This is a genomic window from Paenibacillus sp. BC26 (genome assembly GCF_900116125.1).
Lineage (GTDB): Bacteria > Bacillota > Bacilli > Paenibacillales > Paenibacillaceae > Paenibacillus_Z > Paenibacillus_Z lignilyticus.
In genome coordinates, this window is the sequence record NZ_FPAD01000001.1 from 1850517 (window position 1) to 1876365 (window position 25849).

Sequence of the window (25849 nt, forward strand, 5' to 3'; positions counted from 1 at the left end):
AGGAGTGTCTGGCAAGCTATGACTGAACCGCTTCAACCTCAGCTCGATCGAGCTTACATTCACCGCCTGCTGGAGCTACTACTGACAACACCGAGCCCTAGCGGATTTTGCATGACGATCATGCGCATTATTCAAGAGGAAGCAGCCAAGCTGGGTTACGCGCTGGAGCTGACCCCTAAAGGCAACGGCATTATAACGATACCAGGTTCCGACCCTCAAGATAACGAGGTTATCGCCATTACCGCCCATGTGGATACATTGGGTGCTATGGTAAGGTCCATCAAGCCGTCCGGTACGCTCCGGTTCACACCGATCGGCGGTTATTCCATGCATACGGTAGAGAGCGAATACTGTCTCATTCACACGCGTGATGGGCGCACGTATGATGGCACCGTGCTGACAACGAAACCGTCTGTCCACGTATTCTCCGATGTTCGCGATTTGAAACGCGATGAAGCCAATATGGAGATTCGGATCGATGAACTTGTGAAGACGAAGGAAGATGTACAGAAGCTTGGCATTGCTCCCGGGGATATGATTAGCTGGGATGCGCGCACGCGATTCTTCCCTAACGGACTCATAAAGTCACGACACTTGGATGACAAGGCGAGTGTGGCCGCCGTATTCGGACTTCTTGAGTGGTTGAAGCGCGAAGGCAAATCGCCGCTTCGCACGGTTAAGATCATCATCTCGACTTATGAAGAAGTAGGTCATGGCAGCTCGAATATTCCGGCGGATATTACCGAAATGATCGCTGTTGATATGGGCGCGATCGGCGATGATCTCTCGACGACCGAGCGGGATGTGTCCATCTGCGCGAAGGATTCTTCCGGACCCTACGACTATCTCATGACCTCGAAATTAATTGAGCTGGCCGGGCGTGAGAACATCCCATATGCGATCGATATTTATCCGCATTATGGCTCAGATGCTTCGGCTGCACTGCGCGGCGGAAGCAACATCAAGGCGGCGTTAATCGGGCCGGGCGTACATGCCTCGCACAGTATGGAACGCACGCATAGCGATGCAGTATTGAATACAGCGGCACTGCTGCTGGCCTATTTATTGGAGCCCCGCTCATAAATAGAGGCTGCAATAGGAAAAATTACGAGTAGACAATTAGGAAACGAACATTATATGATGAATGATGGGTGAATAGACGATGACAACTAACGATGTATCTAATCAAAACGAAACGCAAGAGCAAGCGGCAGGTATTCCTGAAGAAGAAATCCAACGTTTGATTCAAGCGCTTCACGAGAACGCGCTAAGAGCGCTTCGTTTTAAATTCGAAGAAGATCAGGTTGACGGACAAGTGTTGAACCATGAAGTGTATGGGCCGATCTTCACATACAAAGTCGAAGTGAAAGACGGACACAAGTATGCATGCGGCTTCTTCATGCGCGAGCTGCTCAACACGTTCCAAAACAACGAAGATCCGGCGCTTTGGATGTCGTCGTTCTTCTTGGATCTGATGGATGCGGGCGGCGAGCGTTTGCTTCCAATGCCTCCGCAATCCGAAGATGAGGCGAAAGCGCTCATCGACAACATTATCGTGCCTTACTGCGCGAAGACCATTCGCGAAGAATTCCCGGACGAGCAGGTTCATGTTGATCTGGACTTGAACGAACAGCATGGCGCAGTGCTCGAAGCAGGGTTTACGTCCATCTCCGATGGCAATAACGTCTGTGCATTGCCGCTTCACATGCTGATTGCGCATCACTTGCTGAATCGCGATCCGGCAGAACCGATTATCCAAGGCTTGTACCGTATTCGAGAAGAGCACGGCTTGGAGTAGTTGTAAGAAACATATAGGGCTGTCTCAAGCGTGAATTATGCGCTTTGAGGCAGCTTTTTGTTTTGAGGTAAAGCAGCAGCGAATTTGCTTTAACGAATTGCAGAGGTCTTATTTGTGGCAAAGGAGCGGAAAACAGTATTTCAGCAGGAAATAACGCTTGTTCGATTCGTTAGCGTTTTTTACCGGGGCGGGCGAGAGAGAGAAAAATAGGCTCTCCAATCCGTCAAAATAGATGACGGATCGGAGAGCCTTTATTTACGCGCTGAGCGCTTCGTTCTCAACTTCGACTGGATGGGTTTGCTTCTCGGCTCGCATATAGAGGATGAGCCCGGCGATGACGAAGGCGCCGCCGACGAGCTGGAAGCCCGTAACCATCTCACGGAACAGCAGCATGCCGAGCAAGCTGGCGCCGACCGGCTCTGCGAGCACGGACATGGATATCGTGGTCGGCTTGACATACTTCAGCAGCCAGTTAAAGATCATGTGACCGAATACGGTCGGAACGATCGCAAGCAGCAGGAATACGATCCACTCTCGGTCTGCGTATCCGGACATCGGGGTACTCGTTGCCACATTATAAATGGCGAAGCACGCCGTTGTGACGCCAAATACGATGAAGCTATACAGGAACGAGGAGACGCGCTTCAGAATTTGTTTGGCGATCAGCATGTTCACGGCTACGGCTAACGCCCCGAAGAAAGACAAGCTGTCGCCGAAGAACGCGCGCTGCGACAGTGTAATATCTCCTGAACCGATACTGATAGCCCCGATCAAAGCGACGATCATGCCGATAACCGCGAACTTGCGCGGTTTGTCCTTGAACAATAGAAAGGCGCCGACCATGACGAACACAGGCTCCAGCGCCAATATGATGGTGGAGCTGGCAATCGAGGTATAGGTCAGCGATGCCATCCAGAGAAGGAAGTGGAGGGCGAGGAAGAAGCCCGCTGCCAGGAGCAACAGCCAATCTTTTCGCGAGATGGCTTTCATGCCGGGAAGCTGCTTAATGCCGAATGGCAGCATCAGAATAAAAGTGAAGAGCATCCGGTACATCCCTTGGACGGAAACCGGCGCATTGGAATACCTCACGAAGATCGGTGCAAACGAGATGGCCAGCATTCCGACAATGAGCGGGAATACGGGAGAAATGGACATTTTAGAGGATATCGAAATTTTCACGGCGAGGTTCCTTCTTTCTGCTCCTTCATTAATTATGCGCGAAGCGACCTTTCTCATTATGCACACAAAGGCTTGTCCCCGCAAGGGAAAGAGACTATTTGGCATCTGTATGTCGCCGGACGCTTGGACATCGTAATGAACAGCAGACATTTCGGAATTCGTCAAAATGTGTTCATTTGTCCGTGCGTCGCAAGGCACGAGTAAATGATATGATTTGGATAAGAATGAGCAGTATAGTACAGAACATAAAGGGGAGACTGAGAATGGGTGTTCCGACAGGGGTATGGATTGCAGCTGCAATTATCGCGATCATTGTGACGTGGATGACAATTTGGGTTACCAATAAAGCCTACTCCAGACGCTGGGAAGATCACAATGTAGAGAATGAGCAAGGGAAGAAGAACAGCTAGTTTGACATGAAAACAATAAACATTCTATAATTAAAGCGAAACCAAATGGTTTCGCTTTTTTGATTGCCGATAGTTGCGGGAACGGTGGAAATTGCAGCACATTAGCTTGTTCTGCCACGCGGATAAAGTAATTACAAGAGGAGATTGATGGGATGGAAACAGAAAACCTATTGCCGGATATAATTCAAACCGGGATTTTCAAAGCCCCGATCCAAAAGGTGTGGGCGGCTATATCGACTTCGGAAGGGCTTTCGGTATGGTTCATGCCGAATGATTTGGTAGCGGAAGTCGGGCATGAATTTAAAATCGATGCCGGTCCGTTCGGTATTCAGCCTTGCGTTGTGAAGGAAGTGGACGAGCCTAATCGGATTTCTTTTGCCTGGGGAAAGGATTGGGTGCTTACGATTACGCTTCAAATGATCGGCGACAATCAAACCGAGTGTACCCTCATTCATTCCGGCTGGAAAGCCGATTATGTCAACGAATTCGGAATGCCTCATGCCGTCGTACGCGAGCGGATGAAAGGGGGCTGGGTGGGAATCCACCAAGCACTCGGCAAGTATGTAGAGGCTTAATATGGCACTACCATCAGCGAAGCATGATGTGTTTCAAGCCATCGCCGATCCAACAAGGCGCGAGGTATTGAAGCTGCTGGTCGATCGGGAAATGCCGGTGACGGCGATTACGGGATATTTTCCAATGACGCGTACTGCCGTATCGAAGCATCTCCGCATTCTGGCAGAAGCCGGTCTTGTCAAGGAACGGAAGGTCGGACGCGAAACTCGTTACCGACTGGAAACGCAGCCGCTGCAGGAGCTCAAGAATTGGCTCAATTATTATGAACGCTTCTGGGAAAATAAAATGTCAGCGCTTCAGCGCTTTGTTGAGTCTGACTAAATCTGTTTATCAAGAGTGGCTGTGCCGGTGGAAACCGGCGCGGTCATTTTTTTATTGCCGCATAGAGAGGTAAACGCTTCCGAGACGGCGCTTTTTCTGATACGCTAATTTAAGAAGGGGGCTTCCAAAATGATCCATGATCCATCAACCGCAACTATTCAGGCACAGACATCCATCCAGTACATTGGACAAGTCGGTGTCATCATTCACCGCAACGGGTTTCATGTCGCCATTGATCCTTATTTGACGGACTCCGTCGACCGATTAACCGGTTTTCCGGAAGGGTATTGGACGCGCAGCTATGCACCGCCCGTACATCCTTCTGAGCTGAAGGATCTCCATCTTGTTCTTCTTACCCATGAGCATCAAGACCATCTGGATCCGGAAACATTGGCGGTACTAGCAGAAGCTTCGCCTGCCTGCAAGTTCGCGGGGCCGCTTGCCTGCCGGCAGTTGCTGGCGGATATCGGAATTTCTCCGGATCGGATTCTTGCTTTGCGATACGGTGCGTCTCTGCAGAGCGAAGCTGATCTGATCATTCATCCTATAGCCGCCTGGCATGAAGAGCGAGAAGTGGATGAGGACGGCTGGGATCGATATTTAGGCTACATCTTGGAATGGGATGGTTTGACCATCTATCACGCCGGGGATACGCTGGTGCAAGAAGAGCTGATCGGGATGCTGCAGTCCTATGAGATCGACATCGGCATGCTGCCGATTAACGGAAGGGATTTGTTTCGAAATCGACTTGGCGTTGTCGGCAACATGAATGCGTACGAGGCGGCGGCTTTTGCAGCCGAATTGCGCATGGATGTCGTCATCCCGCTCCACTACGACCTTTATCCTAATAATAGCGAAGGTATTGCCGGATTTATGGATGCGCTGCTCGGCAAGTTCCGGGGGCAGAAATTCCACCTGTTCCAGCCGGGGGAAACGCGATTCTTTTAACAGGTCGACTCTTTATGAATCCGTTTACATGTCGTGAAGGAATAGGGAAGCCCGGTACCGAAAGAAGAGTAAAGATCGTTTTTACAAAAACACCAAGTAAAGATTAGGTCAAAACGAGCATCAGCATGCGAGTTATAACGTATATTGATGGTACTAGCCAAATTAATTTGGGGTAGTTTGTTCATTCGGTTGTTCATTCGGTGCAAAGCATCCATATGCCTTCGAAACGACTTGAGGGGGAGACGTTGATGGAGAAAGGACCGATTCTGATTCTGACCGGCGATTATGGGTCCGGGCATATTCAGGCAGCCCATGCGCTCCGAAGAGCACTGGCTGCACTTCATCCTGAAATTAAAGCAGAGATCATGGACTACATGGCCGAAGCACATCCTAGGGTTCATCCTATAAGCAAATATGTCTATTTGAACGGTGTGCAAACCTTTCCGAAAACCTATGGCTACTTCTATGGCAAAACACGTCATCATAATCGATTGACGAGCAGCTTGAAGTTTATGCAGGCGCTCGGACTCGGGAAGTTTCTGACGATGCTGCAAACGATCAAGCCTTCCGTTGTGGTATCCACCTTTCCGCTGGCTGCCGGAGCGATGTCTTTTATGAAAGATAACGGACTATATGACGTTCCGACGGTCACGGTTATTACGGATTTTACGGATCACAGCTATTGGTTATATCCGGAGACGGACTATTATGTCGTGGGCTCCATTGAAGTTGCGCATAGCTTGTCCAGAGTCGGCGTTGAACCCGAGCGAATCTCGGTGACGGGTATCCCGATTCGTCCGGAGTATAACGGTGCCTATGATAAAACCGCGATATTAACAGAGATCGGGCTTGAACCGGAACGTCCGACGGTCCTTGTTATGGGCGGCGGCAACGGTTTGATGGGGCAGGAGATTGGGGAAGCGTTATGCTTGTCTCTGGCTCGAAAAGAACTCCATGCTCAAATGATCTTTGTCTGCGGGCATAATGACAAACTCAGACTTCACCTTACGCGGCTGAAATTTGCTCATAAGCTGCCAATTGTCGTTACGGGCTTTACGGACCGGGTACCTGAGCTGATGGCTGCGTCCGATCTGCTTCTTACCAAATCCGGTGGACTTACATCTTCCGAGGCGCTCGCTGTCGGCTTGCCAATGCTGATTTATAAGCCTCTCCCCGGACAAGAGATAGATAATGCAAACTTCCTGCGCAATAGCGGCGCGGCGATACACATCGAGGATGAGGCAGATCTGCTGGCAACTATGCGCATGTTGCTGAAATCGCCTGCTCGACTGGATCTGATGCGCAGACAAGCGAAGAAAGTGAGCAAGCCTTACTCCGCGGAAGCAGCTGCAGGGCTGGTTGCGGAGCTGATTGCGCAATCGAATAAACAAACCGTTTGATAGGGCTGGCTGTGGCTCGATTTGATTCACGCGGCTCCATGTGTTAGAACAGTAATGATGGAGCGGGTGATACTAATCTGCTCAAGAATTATAGTGGGAAATCGGAGGCGAAACAGAACATGAGCATGCAATATCGCAGACTTGGTAAAACCGATTTGAACGTATCGGTCATTGGAATCGGCACATGGCAATTTGGCGGTGAATGGGGACAGTCCTTTACGCAGGCTGAGGCGGATGCGATTTTGGACCGCGGTGCGGAGCTGGGCATTAACCTGATCGATACTGCGGAGTGTTACGGCGATCATTTATCCGAATCCCTTATCGGTGATTATCTATCCCGCCGTAAACGCGAGGATTGGATTGTTGCGACGAAGTTCGGCCATCATTTCCATGAACGTTTCACCCGTACGGATGATTTCTCGGCGGCAGACGTCATCAGACAGCTAGATGCTTCGCTGTCCGCGCTGAAGACGGATTACGTGGACTTGTACCAATTCCATTCCGGACCGGATGCGGTCTTCGATAATGACGAGCTATGGACGGTGCTGGACAAGCAGGTGCAAGCCGGCAAAATCAAACACCTCGGCACGTCAATCGGCAGCAACCGCAACATCCATCAGGTTGATGCGTCCACGCAGGTCGGTTCAAAGGTCATTCAAGTGGTCTATAATCGCCTTGATCAGGCGCCTGAGGAGGAAGTGTTCCCTTCCTGCTTGAGACAGGACCTCGGCGTGCTGGCACGCGTTCCGCTCGCAAGCGGATATCTCAGCGGCAAGTATAAGCCGGATGCGGTATTCGATGTCACGGATGTGCGCCATCGCCACGATCGCGAGAGCACGGTGCAGAAGCTGCAGGAAGTGCAGCGCATCGCGGCCGAAGAAGTGCCGGCCGGCGTCGATATGGCGGCATGGGCACTCGCGTGGTGCTTGAAGCACCCGGCGGTGACGGCCGTTATTCCGGGCTGCAAGAACCCGGCGCAGGTCGACTCCAACGCAAGCGTCGTCGCGCTGCTGGAATCGGGCCATCCGCAGGATGTGCAGAAGTAGCGTTTTTAAGATGGAGGTTGAACAGGAGGTTCCTGTTCAACCTTTTTTTGTGTTTGGGGACAGTGAGAGTCGGAATTCCCGACTCTCGGCAACAAGAAAGCTCCGATTTGCAGCTGAGCGACGGATTTTCCGATGCTCAGCTTTCCCGTTGAGGTTTCCGATACAATTCCATGCTAAACTAGTCATATAGATCAGCTCATTCATGTGGAGGCGTGGGATGTACAAGTATACGATTTGTTTTATCGAACAAGGGGACAAGCTGCTCCTGTTGAATCGAGACCGCCCGCCGGCGATGGGGTTGTGGAACGGCGTAGGTGGCAAGCTGGAAGCAGGGGAAACGCCGCTCGCCGGCGTGAAACGGGAAGTCGTGGAAGAGACGGGGCTGAGCCTCGCGAACTTCCGGTATTGCGGAATTGTGTCATGGGAAGTCGATCAAGAAGATAACGGGGGCATGTATGTGTTCCGCGTATCCGTACCCGAGCATATCAAGCTAAACACTCCGCTGAGAATAGATGAAGGCGTATTAGAGTGGAAGGATAAGTCGTGGGTGCTTGGCAAAGGCAATCATGGGATGGGCGTCATCATACCGAACTATTTGCCTGCGGTCTTGGCTGGAGAAGCCTGTTACGAACATCGATGTATCATCGACAATAATCAATTAAAGTCATATGAAGCCATTCCGATATCTTCGGATGTCGATACCTTACATGCCGTTATCCAGGCAAGCTTGTAAACACACCAAAAAGGAGACGCGGCTAACCGCCGTGTCTCCTTTTTGGTGATGGTTCTATCGATTTGTTTGCTCCGATAAGAATCGTTAAACTGACAAGCGTGACAAAGACCGTAGCTCCCATGTCGGATAAGATGGCAATCCATAAGGTGAGCCAGCCCGGAATCGTGAGCAGCAGAGCGATTAGCTTCAGCCCAAGCGCGCAGGAGATGTTGAAGAAAATAATACGATTCATGCGTTTGGCGACCCGTATCGCATCAGGCAATTTCCCCAGGTGATCCTGCATCAGCACGATATCTGCGGTTTCAATGGCACTGTCCGTTCCTTTGCCCATGGCAATGCCGAGGTTTGCGAAGGCAAGTGCAGGAGCATCATTAATGCCGTCTCCGATCATCGCGACGCGGCCATCTCTTGCGAGCTCTTTGATCTTATTTACCTTGTCCTCGGGCAGCAGATCTGCATAGTACTCCGTTACGCCGACGCGCTGTGCGACTTTCTGAGCGGAAATGGCATGATCTCCGGTCAGCATTACAGTTCGCTTCATGCCGAGGTGGTGCAGCGCATCCATAACGGCGGCGCTCTCTTCGCGAATTTCATCTGCGATCCCGAATAATCCGAGCACGTTCGCGTCATCTGCCACGAGTACGACCGTCAGCCCGCGCTCTTTGAGCTTTTTCAATTGTTCTTGGACTTGCGGCTGCACAACGAGATGTGCAAGACTATGTTCGTTGCCCAGCCAGTAGGTTTGACCGGAAATAACAGCCTTCACCCCGCGGCCGGGCAATGTCTCGATGTCTTCTGCATGCAAGAGTTCAGCTCCGTGATCGGTTACGGCTTTCATAATTGCTTTGGCCAAAGGATGCGAGGAACTGCGTTCTATTGTTCCGGCTATTGTGAAGAACCTTTCCTCTTCGTACACGATTGTCTCCTCGACAACCGGTACCCCTCTGGTGAGTGTCCCTGTTTTATCGAACGCTAAGGTGTTGATTTTGCCGAGCTGTTCTAAGTACACGCCGCCTTTGACAAGGATCCCGTTTCGAGCATTTCGGGTAATCCCCGAGATAATGGCGATAGGGGAGGAGAGAATGAGCGCGCAAGGACAGCCGACGATTAGTACAGCCAGACCTTGATAAAGCCATTTGCTCCAGGAGCCATCCAACAAAAGCGGCGGCATCAAAATAACAACTGCAGCAATAATCATAATGATCGGCGTGTAGATGCGAGAGAAGCGGTTGATGAACAATTCTGTCGGAGTCTTGGTTTCTTGCGCTTCTGCGACCAAATGCAAAATCTTAGCAAGCGACGAGTCATGATAGGCTTTCTCGATCTCAACATGAAGTACACCTTCGTTATTCAAGCTGCCGCCGAATACCGGATCCCCAACGGTTTTATCAACAGGAAGCGATTCCCCGGTAATGGCTGCCTCGCTTACGGAACTTCGACCGCCGACAACCTTGCCGTCTGAGGGAATTTGAGCGCCCGGCTTAACAATGACGAGATCCCCCTTGCGAAGGGATGCGATAGGTACGAGCTTCTCGATACCATTCACCACGGTCAAAGCTTCCTTCGGTGCCGATTCAAGCAACGCAGACATCGATCGGCGCGCCTTCTCCATGCCGAGGCCTTCCAACCACTCGTTTATGCCGAACAGGAGCGACACGAAAGCCGCTTCCTTCCATTCCTGAATGCCGATCGCTCCAATGAGCGCGATGGTCATCAAGGTATCGATATTGAACCTAAGTTTGAGTAAGTTCTTGAGCCCGCGCATGAAAGTGGTGTAGCCGCTTAGAACGATGGATATGAGATAGAGCGTAATGATAAGTCCGGATATCCAATACTCCTGTGCAAAAAATGCTGCGCCATATAAAACAGCCGCCGCAATGAGGCCTTTATTTTCAAGTAGGCTGCCGCCATGCGCATGAGCGTGATCGTGGTCGTGACCATCATGCCCGTGACTGTGACTGTGATCATGGCCTTTATGCTGGTGCGAATCGCCGTGATCATGGTCATGACTGTGTTTGTGTTGATGTCCGGCAGTATGTTCGTGAACATGTTCATGATCGCCCTCGTGTTCGTGCTCGTAAAGATGCCCGTGCTCATGATCATGTCCGTGATCGTGCCCGCATCCATGTGCATGTTTATGTCCAACAGAAGGATCGTTCTCACTGGTATTCTCGCAAACCTCTTGTACGATGAAAGCACGCTCTTCCTTAAGAAGCTTCTCCACGGCTTGAAGTGACGCGAGCGGAGGGAGCTTCAGCTTGCCGGATGTGTAACTCAGAGAGGCTTCATTGCCGTGCTCAAGCTTGCGAATCTGGCGTTCGAGCTCTAATGTACAACTGACACATGAGAGACCTTTTACACGATATTCATTCATGGAGACAACCCTCTCTGCACCCTCGATTTGTGAGATCTTGCCTTTAGAATAGGTTGAACCTGCTGGGCTGTCAAACCGATCTTCCATAGCTTTTGTCAGATGCCACAAAATAATAATTGAAGTACAGCCTTTCCAGATGGTACGTTAGTAACAGATGCAGGCTTCGAGCGTACTAGGAGGTCATTTACTGTCATGGCTCAAAACACAATTAAGCGCATAAGCGCATTGCTTCTTCTCATCCAAGTTTTCTGTTTTGCTGTTCCAGTCTATGCAGAAGAGGCTGTACAGGCTGAGCCCAACTTAGCCTCCGAATCGGCCATTCTGATGGACGCCCAGACCGGGACCGTGTTATTTCAGAAGAACGCCGAGAAACAGCAGTTTCCGGCAAGTATTACCAAGATCGTAACAGGCATTGTCGCTTTAGAGTATGAAAGCGTTTTATCGAACTTGGTAACCGTGTCAAGGGAAGCCCGGCGCGAAGAGGGGACGCGAATTTATCTGGCTGAAGGCGAACAGGTGTCGCTGGAGAAGCTCCTCTACGGCATGCTCATGAATTCCGGCAATGATGCAGCAACGGCCATCGCCGAATATATAGACGGATCTAAGGCGCAGTTCGCAGAACGAATGAATGCTTTTGTCAAAGAGAAAGCCGGCGCGGAGCACACCAATTTCGTCAACCCGAGCGGATTGCCGGACGAAGCGCAGGTTACAACTGCGATAGACATGGCCAGAATCAGCAGATATGCGATGCAAAACGAAGTCTTCCGCAAAATCGTGGCTACGAAACGAATGCCTTGGGTGGGGAAAGAGTGGACCTCGTCACTTATTAACCACAACCAAATGCTCAAAGATTATGAAGGTACAACGGGTATCAAGAACGGTTATACGGAAGCGGCGGGCTTTACACTTGTCACGTCGGCGAAACGTGATGGGATGGAACTGATCGGCGTTATTTTGAAATCGCCTTCCAAAACAGCCGTCTATAAAGAGATGACCAATTTGCTTGACTACGGCTTTGAACATTACGAACTGAAACAGCTGATCGCAGCCAATGATTCCTATCCCTTCACAAGCAGCTCACCGGCTGAGTTCATAGCTGCCGAACCGATGTGGGCCGTACTCCCCAAAGGAGAAACGCCCGCAATTACCGTAACCTCCCAAGGAAATGTTTTGGTAACCAGCTCGATAGGGACGGTAGATGCTGGTACAATGGAACCAGTCAAACCAGAGCTTCCCGTGTCCGTTGCTTCGGTTACGCCAAGTCCGGAAGAAGATGTGAAGATGGCGGCGGACGTACACAGCGACGAGCCTTCGGGAAGCACGAAGCTGACGATTTTTATCATATGGATGTCATTGCTCGCGTACCTGGCGGTGCTCGCGTATTTGAGGCTTAAACGTCAGAAACAGGAGCGAGCCAGAGGGTTGTAGTCAGAAATAGGCATGCATTGATTCTTTGCGAACAAAGAGGTAAAAGCGGGCTGGACGGCGTATATATACAATGTAACCGTATCCAAAATGAGGAGATGGAAGCGATGAGGATAATGGTAGAACAATCGGCCGCACGCTGGTATATCAGAGAAATGGAATTGTCGGATGGCGATCAATTGCGTATTTTCGTTCGTTTAGGTGGCAGCGGCAGTGTTCAACCAGGCTATTCGCTCGGGATTATGAAGGATGAACCAAGAGAACCGGGACTTCATCAAGTAGTGGAGGGCATTACGTTCTTCATGGAAGCGGACAATTTGTGGTATCTGGAGGATCGTGAATTACAGATTCGGTTTAACGAGCAAGAGGATGACATCTGGATAGACCTCGTGTAAAAGTTGAACAATACCGTAGAGTAGAAGGGCCGGCCCCGTGCTTGCCCTTCTTTGCGTTCACCTCTATAATGAGTCATTATGGCTTGTCAAAGGCGGATTGTCGCATGGATTTCAAGAAATATAAGACCTTCCAAGTAGTTGCCGATACCCTTAATCTTACAAAAGCAGCCCAAATGCTCGGTTATACACAGCCGACCATCACGTTGCAGCTCCAATCGCTTGAGAGCGAGCTTGGCGTCACTTTATTGAATCGTGTTGGGAAGAAGACGTACCTTACGCCCTCGGGTAAGCTTGTTAAACAATACGTTGACCAGACATTCGCATTGATGGACGAGATGGAAGCGGAGCTCCGCAAACTGGATAACCCGCATGGGTTATTAACCGTAGCAGCGCCTGAATTTTACTGTACGCAATATCTATCGCTTATCATCCATTCCTATATTTCGCAAAATCCGAAGGTGAAGCTGCAGCTGTTCTCATGCGACAGCAATGATGCCATGAAGAAGGTCGCCACCAACGAAGCGGATCTTGCCATCATCGCGGGGCCCTGCGATTCGCAGCAGATGGAGCTTATGCCCCTTGGCAAAGAAGATCTCGTCCTCGTCACGACCAAAGAACTGTTCGAGAAACACGATACGCGCACATTGCTCGAAACCTATCCGTTTATTACATACAAATCCGGGTCCAACATCCAGCGGCTTGTGAACGAATGCTTGCAGGAGTACGGCTTCACCCCGGACAAATACATCGAATGCGTCACCGACGAAACGATCAAACGCACCGTGCTTTATCATACCGGTACCGCATTGCTCGGCTCAGCGCTCGTCGAAGACGAGCTTCGCAAAGGCACGCTGGCCGAAATCCACCGCTTCCCAGGCAAAATCGAAACCTCCATGGTCATCCTCAAAAAACGAATCACCGAACAAAACATCCAATCCTTCTCCGAAATCGTCCAGCGCATCTGGAAAGAGTGGGACTAATGTTTTTAACAAAAACCTTTAATTGGCCATCGCGGCACAATTAAAGGTTTTTTCGCTACTAAAAGTTGCACGGACGAGAAGAAGTCGCATAGAAGAGGGGGTGGGTGTGGGGGAGTGGAGAAGCGTAAGCGTCCGTATTTGTACTCGAATAATATCCGCAGGGGATTGTTCAACTTAATTCGAGTACAAGAAACGGTCGGAACCCCCCACACCTAATCCCCTCCAACGCGCCGAAGCAATTCCGTGCATAATCATACATAGGTTTTCTCAATTGTAATCATTAAGGATTTCAATTTTTTCTATAAAATTCGCTATGCTACAATGGACATACTTGAAGATATGGAAGGAGTGCAGCAAATGAACGCGGTGAAAAACAACAACATTTCCATTATCGGTGTGCCGCTGCAATATGGTGCAGATCGCAAGGGCGTCGACTTGGGCCCGGACGCGATTCGAGGAGCGAATCTTCATGAACGACTGAAAGCGCTCGGCTTTAACATAGAGGATCTCGGCGATCTTAGCGTACAACGCAAGCTTGAAGCTCCGAGGCAAGGCGAGAAATTGAAGCACCTTAGCGAAATCGTTCGCGTCAACACGGAGCTAGCCAAACAAGTTTCCGCCGAAATGGGTAAAGGCCAGTTCCCGCTTGTGCTTGGCGGTGACCATAGCATTGCAATTGGAACCATCAAAGGTGTTTTGCAGCATGTGAAACGGCTTGGCGTCATTTGGTTTGATGCTCATACAGACGTCAATACCCATGAGACTACGCATTCCGGTAATATCCACGGCATGTCCCTGGCAGCCGTACTCGGTTACGGGCATCCTGATCTTGTAGGGATTGGCGGCATGGAGACGACGCTTCGTCCGGAGAACGTAGTCATTATCGGGGCGCGGTCGATTGACCCGGGTGAGCGTGCTTTTCTGAAGGAGAAAGGAATTCGCGTCTTCACCATGCATGACATTGACCGCAATGGCATGAAACAGGTCATGGAAGAAGCCATGGAGATTGTGACGAACGGTACTGACGGCGTCCATCTGAGCTTGGACCTAGATGGCATGGATCCGTTTGAAGCGCCGGGCGTAGGTACGCCGGTGTCAGGCGGGATGTCGTATAGAGAGAGCCATTTTGCAATGGAGCTGCTCTTCGAACGCAACATACTGGTGTCCGCGGAATTCGTGGAAGTGAATCCGATGCTGGATCAACATAATAAGACGGCAATGGCAGCAGTGGAATTGATCGGATCGGTGTTTGGCGAACGTATCCTTTAACCGCATATGCTGTAAGAGACATCGTAAGGGAGAGTGCCACTATGGGTACCGTGACTAATCGCATTATCGAACAGACGGAGCGCTTCGGCGCCCCGAACTATCACCCGCTGCCGATCGTCATCTCGAAGGCTGAAGGCGTATGGGTAGAAGATCCGGAAGGCAACAAATTCATGGATATGCTGAGTGCGTATTCGGCACTGAATCATGGTCATCGCCATCCCCGCATCATCGCAGCGCTCAAGGAACAGGCAGACAAAGTAACGCTAACTTCGCGCGCATACCATAACGACCTGCTTGGCGTGTTCTATGAGAAGCTGACCGCGTTGACCGGGAAAAGCATGATACTGCCAATGAACACCGGCGCGGAAGCGGTCGAGACAGCGCTCAAAGCGGTTCGTCGCTGGGCATACAATGTGAAGCAGGTGCCGGCAGATCAAGCGGAAATTATCGTGTGTGAAGGCAATTTCCACGGACGGACCATTACGGTGACGTCGTTCTCTTCCTCGGAAGAATATAAGCAAGGGTTCGGACCCTTTACACCAGGCTTCAAAATCATCCCATACGGCGATCTTGAAGCGCTTCGCGCAGCAATCACGCCGAACACGGCAGCGTTTCTCGTCGAGCCGATTCAAGGGGAAGCCGGTATCATCATTCCGACTGCAGGTTTCCTTAAGGCTGCGTCAGATCTATGCAAAGCAAACCATGTACTCTTCGTAGCGGACGAAATCCAAACGGGATTCGGCCGTACAGGTGAGCTGTTCGCATGTGATTGGGAATCGGTTGCACCGGATATGTACATCATGGGGAAAGCGCTCGGCGGCGGCGTGTTCCCGATCTCTGCCGTTGCGGCAAACGAGGAGATTCTAGGCGTATTCAGCCCAGGTTCGCACGGTTCAACGTTCGGGGGCAATCCGCTCGGCTGCGCGGTTGCGATCGCTGCACTCGATGTGCTTCAGGATGAAGAACTGGTAAAACGCTCGAATGAGCTAGGTGCTTATTTCCTTGAGCAGCTTCGTCAGATTGACAATCCGGTTATTAAAGAAGTACGCGGACGCGGGCTGTTTATTGGCCTTGAGCTGCACGGAGAAGCTCGGCCTTACTGCGAAAAGCTGAAGGAGCTCGGGATTCTGTGCAAAGAAACGCATGAAACGACCATTCGCTTCGCGCCGCCGCTCACGATTACGAAAGAACAGCTGGATTGGGCGCTCACGCGAATCAAGCAGCTTTTCTAAAACCGGCTGAAGCCGGCAATAGCACGCAGACGACGAGTAGGATGGTGGGCCACGATGGCAGAACGGAACCAAGCGGCAGAGAACAAGAAGAAACTGAGTCTGATTGCGGTACCTTTCGGACTTGGAGCGGGACGTCCCGGTACGGAAGAGGGACCGGAAACGATGATGCAGGTTGGATTATTGCGTCAGCTCCGCAAGACAGCCTATGAGATCGTAGGCGAACATAAAGTGAAGTGCCCTCAGAAGCCGACAGCGGCGTCTGCCAAAGATTCAAGCCTTAAGCATTTGCCTGAAGTGAAGGAAATGAGCAGACAAGTGGCGGATTTGGTCGCGCAGGAAGTGAGTAAAGGCAGCATGCCGCTCGTGCTCGGCGGAGACCACAGCGTAACGATCGGAGCATTGGCAGGACTTGCGAAGGAAATCGCAAGCGTTGGCGTCATCTACTTTGATGCACATGCAGGACTCAACACGGAAGAGAACACGCCTACAGGAAAAATGGGCGGAATGTCGCTAGCCGTCGCGCTTGGCAAAGCAAGGCTTGCGCTGACAGATATCACTGATGGGGTATCTGCGACTGCCATTAAGAAGGAGAATGTAGTTCTTATCGGAGTCCGTGATGTAGAACCTGAAGAGCGAGCGCTCATTCTGTCCGAAGGGATTAGCGTATTCACGATGCACGAGATTGACCGAATGGGGATTGAGAAGGTCATTGCCAAAGCAGTTGAAATTGCAGGACAAGGCACGGACGGCATCCACGTAAGCTTCTCCGCAGACTGCCTGGATCCGATGGAAGCGCCGGGAGTCGGCATGCAAGTGCCGGGTGGACTGACGTATCGTGAAGCGCATTTTGCTTGCGAGCTGCTGGCTGAGACCAACCGCATTCTCTCCATCGATGTCGTTGAAGTGAATGGCATGATGGATGAAAGCCGCCGCACAGCTCGACTGGCTATCGGACTTATTGCATCCTTGCTCGGTAAACGAATCTTATAACGCACATAAAGAAAAGCCGTTACGACCACGATCTCAGGATCGCTCGCAGCGGCTTTTAGCTTTATTCCAGACCGAATTCCTTCATCTTGTTGTACAGCGTTCCTCTGGATACGCCGAGCAGCTTCGCCGCGGCGCTCTTATTGCCGGCTGTCTTGGCAAGCGCGTCGTGAATGAGCAGCTGCTCTTCTTCGTTGTTGCTGCTTGCTTTCAGTCGCTTCTCGCCATCGGAATTGGAGGCGTCGGCATCCTTGCGGGTAAGCGCCAAGCTTGGCTGCTTCGCTTGAAGGGCTGCAGGCAAATGCTCTAATGTCAGCGTATCTTCATCGCTTAGAATGATGCAGCGTTCGATGACATTGCGCAGCTCCAGAATATTGCCCGGCCAATCATAATTGGCAAACGCCAGCATGACTTCCGGGGATAGGGTAGGAAGCGGCTTCTGATAATGAAGCGAGAACTGCTTCAGATACATCTGCAGCATCGCCGGAATATCTTCCGGCCGCTCCCGCAGCGGCGGGATGGAGAGGGAGACGACATTCAGCGCATAATACAAATCGGACCGGAATTGTTGCTCTGCTACCTTGGCCGCCAGATCAGTCGTCGATGCCGCAATGATGCGCGTTCGCAGCGCAATGGGTTTGCTGCCGCCTGTACGCGTGATCGTTTGCCGCGAAATATAGTGGTACAGCTTCGCTTGCAGTTCAAGTGACAGCCGGTCGATTTCATTTATGAACAAGGTACCGTCCTTTGCTTGCTCCAGCTTGCCGGCTTCTCCGGCTTCTGAACCGGTGAAAGCACCGCCTTGGAAACCGAAGAGCTCCGTTTCGAGCAGCCCCATCGGAACAATGCCGCAATTCACGGACAGAAACGCGTGCTCGGCACGCGGTCCCGAATTATGGATGATCTGCGCAAGCTGCTCTTTGCCTACGCCGCCCTCACCGATTAGCAGAACAGGAGTGTCGGTCGCCGCGACCTTCTTAGCCCATTGCATCACTTTGCCGATGGCCGGACCTTTGCCTTTCATGAGGGAATACAGATCTTTATCGGCGGATTTCTGCAGATGCGAGAAGGTGTGAGCAGAGCTCAATTGCTCATTAAGCCGCACCAGCTGCGTAATATCCTGCTCAGCTGCGATGCCGCCGATTATTGTACCTTGAGCATCTCGAATAGGAGCTGCATTTATTAGAACATGAGTATCTTCGCGAGGTCGATGATAGGTGTTGCGAATCAATCTGCCTTCGTCGAGTATTTTCAATACCATCAGCGTTTCGGTTTCAAAATGTTCCCCGATGCGCCGGCCAAGAATATCGGATTTGGGTAAGTTGTAGATTTCTTCGGCGACCGGGTTCCAGCAGATCACCTCGCCGCTTCGATCGACAACGGTAACGGCTTCCGTAACGGTCTCCGAGAGCGTCTTGAAGTAGGCTGACCAGCGCTGCTGCTCCGAATCGAGATGACGGACCAGATCCGATAAAGAAATATAGCCCAGAATCGTACCGCCCGTTTCACGAAGAAGTACAGGGCGATTCGTTGCGAAAGAAGCTTGAATGAAGGAGTCATTTATTACTTCGCATAGGGCAGACCGAAACCAAGGGTTCTCGCCAAGCAGCTCCTGCACGGAGGCATGCTTATCAAGAAGCCCGCCCTCCAAGAGAGCCAGATCCTCGGGAATGACGAGGACAGCTTGTTTGATGTCTTCCTTAATAGCAAGAATGACGGCTTTGTTTTCTCTTAATGGTTGCAGCAGTTGATCCACTGTCGCTGCGCCAGGCAGAAACATCACTTGATTGTTCAATGGTAGTTGTTCAATTTTGAACATAATGGCCCTCGCTATGGCGTAAGATGACTCAAATTTACCATACTTTGTCGAACTTATTCAACAGAATTGCCCATGGGTCGGCTTGCACAGTTGTTCAAAACATTGGTTGAACACTTTTATTGAACAAATACTGTTCAAAACATAAAATTGAGTGTATAATTATCTGTAGTGAAATGAACAACTTTGTACAACTCCACGGGGGGGACTTGATCGCATGGAAGTGATGCTTCGAAATATATTTCAAGCATTGGGCAAGAGCCGATCTGCCAACCGTTTAGCTAAGAAATATGGTCTTCGCTTTGGCGCAGCCCGTTTTGTCGCAGGCGAGACGATTAAACAGTCGATCGATGCCGTACGTAAACTCAATGAGGATGGTCGTATCGCGACGCTGGATCACTTGGGTGAATTTGTGTTTAGCGAAGAAGAGGCACGCGAGTCCGCAGAGATGTGTATTCAGACACTCGATGCGATCGCAAGCTCCGGCGTTACTTCCAATCTGTCGCTCAAGATGACCTCGCTTGGCCTGGATATCAGCCGCGAGCTTTGCATGAGCAATATGAGACGGATTTTGACCCGCGCCCGGACGCATAATAATTTTGTCCGCATTGACATGGAAGATTACGCGCACTGCCAAGTTTCGCTCGATATTTATGAGGAGCTTCGCAAAGAATTCGACAATGTCGGCATTGTCATTCAAGCGTATTTGTACCGGACCGAGCAGGATATCGCGCATTTAAATGCGCTTGGCGCTAATTTGCGCCTCGTGAAAGGTGCCTATAAGGAATCGCCTGACGTGGCGTTCCCGGAGAAGAAAGATGTGGATGATAATCTGAAACGGATTATTCAGCAGCATATGAAGAACGGTAATTATACGGCTGTCGCCAGCCATGATCCCGCCATTATCGATTTTACGAAAGCATTCGTTCAAGTAGAGGGCATTTCCAAGGAACGCTTTGAGTTCCAAATGCTGTACGGGATTTGCGAGGATCTACAGAAACAGCTTGTGCAAGAAGGCTACCGTGTTCGCGTGTATGTGCCCTATGGCGTCGATTGGTTCGGTTATTTCATGCGCCGCCTGGCAGAACGTCCGGCTAATGTTTGGTTCGTTCTCAAGAACATGTTTAAGTAAATAATAGCCTTATGAATACATTAGACCCGTAACCGGGAGAGGAGCCTGACGATGATGAAAACATTTACAGAAGTGAAACCATATGCGAACGAGCCGTTTACGAACTTTGCACTGGAAGAGAATAAGAAAGCCATGCAAGCGGCAATTGCAAAGGTGAAATCTGAATTGGGCCGTCATTATCCGCTTACGATCGGCGGCGAGAAGATCGAGACGGAAGCGAAAATCACGTCGATCAACCCCGGTAATGTGGACGAAGTGATCGGCTATGTGAGCAAAGCCGATCAGAAGCTTGCCGAACAAGCGATGCAAGCAGCGCTGACTACGTTCGAAACGTGGAAAAAGGTACCTGCCCGCGAGCGTGCGGAATACTTGTTCAAAGCCGCTCATCTGATGCGCGAGCGCAAGCATGAATTCTCCGCGACGATGATTCTGGAGTCCGGTAAAAACTATGTGGAAGCTGACGTGGATACTGCGGAAGCCATCGATTTCTTGGAGTTCTACGGCCGCGAAATGATTCGCCTAAGCCATACGAACGAAACGCAGCCGCTGACGAAGATTCCAGGCGAAGACAACAAAATCACTTATATTCCGCTGGGCGTCGGTGTTGTTATTCCTCCTTGGAACTTCCCGCTGGCGATCTGCGCGGGGATGACGACGGCAGCAGTCGTCTCGGGTAACACCGTACTGCTTAAACCGGCATCGACAACTCCGGTCATCGCGCATAAGTTCTTTGCTCTTATGGAAGAAGTAGGTTTGCCGGCAGGCGTTATCAACTTTATCCCGGGCAGCGGCGCAGAAGTGGGCGACTACTTGACGACACATCCGAAAACTCGCTTCATCAGCTTCACCGGCTCCAAAGAAGTCGGTCTTCGCATCAACAAGCTTGCCGCTGATACCGTTCCGGGTCAAATCTGGATCAAACGTGTCATTGCGGAGATGGGCGGCAAAGACGGTATCGTGGTCGATGAAACAGCTGATTTGGAAGCGGCGGCGGCAGCTATCGTAGCGTCTGCATTTGGTTTCCAAGGACAGAAGTGTTCTGCAGGCTCGCGTGCGGTTATCGTGGAATCGGTTTACGATCAAGTAGCTGAACGTGTCGTCGAATTGACGAAGCAGCTGAAGTGGGGTCTGCAAGAGCATGATTTTGCGGCAGGTCCTGTTATTGATAAAACGTCCTATGACCGCATCCTTGATTACATCGAAGTGGGTAAACAAGAAGGCACGCTGCTCGTGGGCGGCGATAAAGCGGAAGGCAACGGCTACTACATCCAACCGACTGTGTTCGGCGATGTAGGCGGCAAAGCTCGGATCATGCAGGAAGAGATCTTCGGACCGGTGCTTGCGCTTGCTAAAGCGAAGGATTGGCAGGAAGCAATCGCCATGTACAACGATACGGAGTTTGGTTTGACAGGTTCTTACTTCTCAACAGACGAGGATCGGATTGCAGAAGCGCTTGAAACGGTTCATTGCGGTAACCTCTATATCAACCGTAAATGTACGGGAGCGCTTGTAGGCGTTCATCCATTCGGCGGTTTCAACATGTCGGGTACGGATTCCAAAGCAGGCGGCTATGATTACCTGCTGCTCTTCACGCAAGCTAAACTGACTTCCCGCAAAATCTAATGAACTTTGCGGCCCTCTAAGCTAATTGCCTGGAGGGCCTTTCTCTTGTTAATCATTCTATTTTTCACACCTACCTGAGGGGGCCCTATACAAATGAATAAGGTCAAAGAAAATGTTGACGTACTTGCAAGAACGCAGCAAGTCATTGAAACGGCTTTAACTAAGCTTGGATATGAGAGCGCTTTCTACGAGCTGTTGAAGGAGCCTCTGCGTCAGCTTACCGTTCGTATCCCGGTGAAAATGGATGATGGCAAGGTGAAGGTGTTCACAGGCTATCGCGCGCAGCATAATGATGCGGTCGGTCCGACTAAAGGCGGCGTTCGTTTCCATCCGGATGTTACGCAGGAGGAAGTGAAAGCGTTATCGATGTGGATGAGCATCAAGTGCGGCATTACGAATTTGCCGTATGGCGGCGGGAAAGGCGGCATCCAGTGCGATCCGCGCACAATGTCTTTCGGCGAATTGGAACGGCTTAGCCGCGGTTATGTAAGAGCGATCAGTCAGATCGTAGGACCGACGAAGGATATTCCGGCTCCGGATGTATTTACGAATTCGCAAATTATGGCGTGGATGATGGACGAGTACAGCCGGATCCGCGAATTTGACTCCCCGGGTTTTATTACAGGTAAACCGCTCGTGCTCGGCGGGTCCATCGGACGTGAGTCGTCGACGGCGCTTGGCGTGAGCATCGTCATGAATGAAGCGGCTAAAGTGCTCGGAATCGAGATCAAGAAGGCGCGCGTTATCATTCAAGGCTTCGGAAATGCCGGCAGTTATTTGGCAAAATTCCTGCACGACGCCGGGGCAACGATCGTCGGTATCTCCGATGCAGCCGGTGCGCTCTACAATCCGGAAGGTCTGGATATCGACCATTTGATGGATCGCCGCGATTCATTCGGCTGCGTGACCAATCTATTCCCGAATCGCATCACGAATCAGGAATTATTGGTTCAGGATTGCGATATCCTAATTCCGGCGGCCATTGAGAATCAAATTACGGAAGACAATGCCCATCTCATTAAAGCAAAGCTGCTCGTAGAAGCCGCTAATGGGCCGACGACTCATATGGCTACACAGATTTTGACCGAACGCGGCATTATGATCGTTCCTGACGTATTGGCAAGTGCCGGAGGCGTGGTTGTATCGTATTTCGAATGGGTACAAAATAATCAGGGATACTATTGGACAGAAGAAGAAGTTAACGATCGTCTGAAAAAGATACTCGTGGATGCGTTCAACAATGTGTACCGCACATCCCAAGAGAAGAAGACGGATATGAGGCTGTCCGCCTATATGGTAGGATTAAAACGAGTCGCTGAAGCCGTAAGATGGAGAGGTTGGGTCTAAGATGGCACAAACTAGCATTATTTTCAGGTTGGAGCTCGATCATAAGAAAGTTACCTTCGGCGATGTAGCCGCAACCATCAGCAAGGCGGGCGGGGATATTACGTCGATTGACGTTATCCGCCCGGGTCATGACACGTCAACGCGCGATATTACCGTCGATCTCTCGGACAAAAATGAATCGGTCATGGTGGATGCGCTTCGCGGACTGGACGGGATTACGGTTATCAACGTATCGGACCGTACGTTCTTGGTTCACTTAGGCGGTAAAATCACCATTCAGCCGACGCTGCCGATCAAGAATCGCGATGATCTCTCGAAAGTGTATACGCCGGGAGTGGCGCGCGTGTGTACGGCAATCGCTGAGAATCCTCACAAAGCTTACTCGCTTACGATAAAACGCAACACCGTTGCCGTGGTCACCGATGGAACAGCGGTTCTTGGTCTAGGCGATATCGGCCCGCATGCCGCGGCACCCGTTATGGAAGGGAAAGCGATGCTGTTCAAACAGCTCGCAGGCGTCGATGCGTTCCCCATCTGTCTGGATACGAAAGATACGGAAGAACTCATCCGGACGATTAAGATCATGAGTCCGATCTTCGGCGGCATCAATCTGGAGGATATCAGTTCTCCGCGCTGTTTCGAAATCGAAAGCAGGCTCGCCGATGAGCTGGATATTCCGGTCTTCCATGATGATCAGCACGGAACGGCCGTTGTCGTCATTGCCGGATTGTTGAATGCCCTTAAAGTTGTCGGCAAACGGATCGAGAATATTCGTGTTGTCGTGAACGGCATCGGAGCGGCAGGCGTTTCGATCTGTAAAATGCTGCTGCAAGCCGGCGTGAAACGTCTTGTTCCGGTTGATCGAGACGGAGCGATTGTTCGCGGCGGATCGTATGAGCATCACCCGATGTGGCAATGGCTCTCGGAGCAGCCGCAGGTTGAAACGAACAGCGGCACACTGAAGGAAGTTATAGCGGGAGCAGATGTATTCATCGGGGTTTCGCGTGCGCGCGTGCTGGGTGAAGAAGATGTGAAGCGCATGGCGCCGGGGAGCATCGTATTCGCAATGGCAAATCCGGAGCCGGAGATTACGCCGGAAGAGGCACTGCCGCATGTTGCCGTATTTGCGACGGGCCGAAGCGATTACCCGAACCAAATCAACAACGTGCTCGTATTCCCGGGACTGTTCCGCGGAGCGCTCGACTGCCGGGCGAGACGCATCAATGAACCGATGAAGCTGGCGGCAGCAAGAGCGATCGCATCGGTCGTTTCAAGCAGCGAGCTAAATGAGCACTACATAATTCCGAGTATTTTCAACGAGCAGGTCGTCATTCAGGTGCGCAAAGCCGTTATCGAAGCGGCTATTCTGACGAATGTCGCGAGACGGACACCGCCGGAATATCGGTAAACGTTTATAGTGGCATAGATAGCTGCAGGTTGGAATTGCCTTCCTTCCTGCAGCTTATTTTCTTGGAGTTATGTTCGCGTTTACAAGTTTATATCGATTATTTATGATGATAGCGTAGCACTTATCTTACATTTGCAGGGAGAGGGACGTTCTGACGACTCATAAACAGCTGGCTTCATCATGCTTCAACAAAGTTTGGGATCTGCTTAGTAAGGAAGAGCGAACGGAGCGGGAGAGCGAAGAGATGCTGCATCTGTGCCACAGCTCGTTCTGGCACTGGACGCAGGTGGAAGATCATACGCCAACGAACCTATCTATCGGCTACTGGCAGCTGGCCCGCGTTTATGCAGTTATTGGACAAGGCAGTCAAGCGCTTGGCTACGCCATGAAGTGCATGAAGATTAGCGCGGATGCAGAGCTGGACGCCTTCTATATCGCTTATGCCTATGAAGCTGCTGCGCGGGCGTACTCGGTGTTAGGTGAATCAGCGCATAAGGTTGAGGCATTGGCTCAAGCTGCCGATTATGCGGAGCGAATTGCCGATGCGGAGAGTAAAGGATGGGTAATTGCTGATCTCGCCACGATCTCGTGATCGCAACAAAGGACATTCAACCTTGTAAAATCGCTAGTCAAGCATGACCCACATACGGTGATTTTTCTAACGAATCCAGGAAGCCTTATTTGCCCGGAATGAGGCAATTTGAAATTCTAACGAATCCTACAGGTCTTATTTAGCCCAAATCCCATGTCCCAACGCCTCTTTCGGCGGAATAAGGCTTCTACGATTCGTTAGATTTTTCGAAAGGCGATTTTCACGAAAATAAGACCTCTGCGATTCGTTAGCATACCGATAGTGGCGGCAGTCACAGCTGCAGGTTAAATGAATCAACAACAGGCTTGTGATTCGATGAACTGCATATCCCGTTTCTCTACCTCGCACCAACCTCGCTCTATACTCGGCTATTTACAATTTCATCCCAAAACGACTCTTATATCGTTTCATGAGCAATTGGCAATCTACGCTTACGACCCCTCTCATGGCATACAGCTTCTCTACCAGGAACGATTCCATCACTTGAATATTCGGGAAGATCGCGTGCATGTGCAGCTTGCTCGGTCCGGTCATGTGATACAAGCTCGTGACTTCATCGACTGTGGCAAGCTTCTCTGATATTTCTTGCAGGTGGGAGGGTTCAACATCCACATTAAAGAAAGCGGACACGTGGATGCCAATCTTGGCCGGATTGATAACGGCCGTGAATCGTTCGATAACTCCGTTCTCCAGCAAGGCGCTTATCCTCGCTTGAACAGCTACCCGTGATAAACCGATCTCCTTGCCGATATCCGTGTAAGATATCCTCGCATTGTCATGAAGAAACTGAATGATTTTACGGTCGATCTCATCAAGGGGATATTCTGTCCATTCTTTCTTTTCGTAATTTTCCATGCT

The 25849-nt window shown here is 50.9% G+C and carries 24 protein-coding genes; 20 read left to right on the forward strand and 4 right to left on the reverse strand.

The genetic code is table 11. The features are described 5' to 3' along the window. Window positions 1–18: 18 nt before the first annotated feature. Window positions 19–1083, forward strand: a complete 1065-nt coding sequence (locus tag BM412_RS07890; protein ID WP_091216016.1) for a M42 family metallopeptidase — start codon at window positions 19–21, stop codon at window positions 1081–1083. Window positions 1084–1162: 79 nt separating this feature from the next. Beyond that, entirely contained in the window at window positions 1163–1798 is a 636-nt protein-coding gene (locus tag BM412_RS07895; protein ID WP_091216019.1) for a hypothetical protein, read from the forward strand. A gap of 255 nt (window positions 1799–2053) precedes the next feature. Here the strand turns inward: BM412_RS07895 and BM412_RS07900 are convergent, their stop codons facing one another. Next, a complete protein-coding gene (locus tag BM412_RS07900; RefSeq protein ID WP_256256184.1) occupies window positions 2054–2977 on the reverse strand; it encodes a DMT family transporter in 924 nt (307 codons plus the stop codon). A 263-nt stretch (window positions 2978–3240) separates the two neighbouring features. Between BM412_RS07900 and BM412_RS32060 the strand changes: the two genes are divergently transcribed. The 7 genes from BM412_RS32060 to BM412_RS07930 all read left to right on the forward strand — a co-directional run bounded on the left by BM412_RS32060 (window position 3241) and on the right by BM412_RS07930 (window position 8411). Further along, window positions 3241–3387: a hypothetical protein gene (locus BM412_RS32060; RefSeq protein ID WP_177245703.1), complete on the forward strand. Its 147-nt coding sequence runs from the start codon at window positions 3241–3243 to the stop codon at window positions 3385–3387. 152 nt (window positions 3388–3539) lie between these two features. Continuing rightward, a complete protein-coding gene (locus BM412_RS07905) occupies window positions 3540–3962 on the forward strand; it encodes an SRPBCC family protein (RefSeq protein ID WP_091216021.1) in 423 nt (140 codons plus the stop codon). A gap of 1 nt (window position 3963) precedes the next feature. Then, the gene (locus BM412_RS07910) at window positions 3964–4284 is read left to right on the forward strand and encodes an ArsR/SmtB family transcription factor (protein ID WP_091216024.1); all 321 of its coding nucleotides are present in this window, start codon (window positions 3964–3966) and stop codon (window positions 4282–4284) included. Between the two features lie 129 nt (window positions 4285–4413). Next, on the forward strand, window positions 4414–5232 hold the full coding sequence (locus BM412_RS07915; RefSeq protein WP_091216027.1) for an MBL fold metallo-hydrolase: 819 nt from the start codon (window positions 4414–4416) through the stop codon (window positions 5230–5232). 248 nt (window positions 5233–5480) lie between these two features. Beyond that, window positions 5481–6632, forward strand: coding sequence for an MGDG synthase family glycosyltransferase (locus BM412_RS07920; protein WP_177245704.1), 1152 nt, complete (start codon window positions 5481–5483; stop codon window positions 6630–6632). A gap of 125 nt (window positions 6633–6757) precedes the next feature. Then, window positions 6758–7678 (forward strand): aldo/keto reductase, encoded by a 921-nt coding sequence (locus BM412_RS07925; protein WP_091220276.1) that lies wholly within the window; start codon window positions 6758–6760, stop codon window positions 7676–7678. A gap of 217 nt (window positions 7679–7895) precedes the next feature. Next, a complete protein-coding gene (locus BM412_RS07930) occupies window positions 7896–8411 on the forward strand; it encodes an NUDIX hydrolase (protein ID WP_091216033.1) in 516 nt (171 codons plus the stop codon). Window positions 8412–8433: 22 nt separating this feature from the next. On the opposite strand, the gene BM412_RS07935 is transcribed toward BM412_RS07930, so the two are convergent. Beyond that, window positions 8434–10785 (reverse strand): heavy metal translocating P-type ATPase, encoded by a 2352-nt coding sequence (locus BM412_RS07935; RefSeq protein WP_091216035.1) that lies wholly within the window; start codon window positions 10783–10785, stop codon window positions 8434–8436. 192 nt (window positions 10786–10977) lie between these two features. Between BM412_RS07935 and BM412_RS07940 the strand changes: the two genes are divergently transcribed. From BM412_RS07940 to rocF (BM412_RS07965), 6 genes are all read left to right on the forward strand, one after another. Continuing rightward, window positions 10978–12213 (forward strand): D-alanyl-D-alanine carboxypeptidase family protein, encoded by a 1236-nt coding sequence (locus BM412_RS07940; RefSeq protein ID WP_091216038.1) that lies wholly within the window; start codon window positions 10978–10980, stop codon window positions 12211–12213. 104 nt (window positions 12214–12317) lie between these two features. Further along, entirely contained in the window at window positions 12318–12605 is a 288-nt protein-coding gene (locus tag BM412_RS07945; RefSeq protein ID WP_091216041.1) for a HesB/YadR/YfhF family protein, read from the forward strand. A gap of 104 nt (window positions 12606–12709) precedes the next feature. Then, entirely contained in the window at window positions 12710–13585 is an 876-nt protein-coding gene (locus BM412_RS07950) for a LysR family transcriptional regulator (protein WP_091216043.1), read from the forward strand. Window positions 13586–13942: 357 nt separating this feature from the next. After that, window positions 13943–14854 (forward strand): arginase, encoded by a 912-nt coding sequence (rocF, locus tag BM412_RS07955; RefSeq protein WP_091216046.1) that lies wholly within the window; start codon window positions 13943–13945, stop codon window positions 14852–14854. 41 nt (window positions 14855–14895) lie between these two features. Further along, the gene (locus tag BM412_RS07960; protein WP_091216049.1) at window positions 14896–16086 is read left to right on the forward strand and encodes an ornithine--oxo-acid transaminase; all 1191 of its coding nucleotides are present in this window, start codon (window positions 14896–14898) and stop codon (window positions 16084–16086) included. Window positions 16087–16140: 54 nt separating this feature from the next. Further along, the gene (rocF, locus tag BM412_RS07965) at window positions 16141–17076 is read left to right on the forward strand and encodes an arginase (RefSeq protein ID WP_091216051.1); all 936 of its coding nucleotides are present in this window, start codon (window positions 16141–16143) and stop codon (window positions 17074–17076) included. 61 nt (window positions 17077–17137) lie between these two features. Here the strand turns inward: rocF (BM412_RS07965) and BM412_RS07970 are convergent, their stop codons facing one another. Further along, on the reverse strand, window positions 17138–18868 hold the full coding sequence (locus BM412_RS07970; RefSeq protein WP_256256185.1) for a sigma-54 interaction domain-containing protein: 1731 nt from the start codon (window positions 18866–18868) through the stop codon (window positions 17138–17140). A 238-nt stretch (window positions 18869–19106) separates the two neighbouring features. On the opposite strand from BM412_RS07970, the gene BM412_RS07975 reads away from it, so the two are divergent. From BM412_RS07975 to BM412_RS07995, 5 genes are all read left to right on the forward strand, one after another. Continuing rightward, window positions 19107–20021 (forward strand): proline dehydrogenase family protein, encoded by a 915-nt coding sequence (locus tag BM412_RS07975; protein ID WP_091216056.1) that lies wholly within the window; start codon window positions 19107–19109, stop codon window positions 20019–20021. 54 nt (window positions 20022–20075) lie between these two features. After that, window positions 20076–21644 carry an L-glutamate gamma-semialdehyde dehydrogenase gene (gene pruA / locus BM412_RS07980; protein ID WP_091220278.1) on the forward strand — a complete coding sequence of 523 codons (1569 nt, stop codon included), beginning with the start codon at window positions 20076–20078 and terminating at the stop codon, window positions 21642–21644. Between the two features lie 93 nt (window positions 21645–21737). Beyond that, entirely contained in the window at window positions 21738–22991 is a 1254-nt protein-coding gene (locus tag BM412_RS07985; RefSeq protein WP_091216059.1) for a Glu/Leu/Phe/Val family dehydrogenase, read from the forward strand. 1 nt (window position 22992) lies between these two features. Continuing rightward, a complete protein-coding gene (locus BM412_RS07990) occupies window positions 22993–24399 on the forward strand; it encodes an NAD-dependent malic enzyme (protein ID WP_091216062.1) in 1407 nt (468 codons plus the stop codon). 244 nt (window positions 24400–24643) lie between these two features. Next, window positions 24644–24991 carry a hypothetical protein gene (locus BM412_RS07995; protein WP_256256186.1) on the forward strand — a complete coding sequence of 116 codons (348 nt, stop codon included), beginning with the start codon at window positions 24644–24646 and terminating at the stop codon, window positions 24989–24991. Window positions 24992–25363: 372 nt separating this feature from the next. On the opposite strand, the gene BM412_RS08000 is transcribed toward BM412_RS07995, so the two are convergent. Next, window positions 25364–25846, reverse strand: coding sequence for a chromate efflux transcriptional regulator ChrS (locus BM412_RS08000; protein WP_091216067.1), 483 nt, complete (start codon window positions 25844–25846; stop codon window positions 25364–25366). Window positions 25847–25849 lie beyond the last annotated feature (3 nt).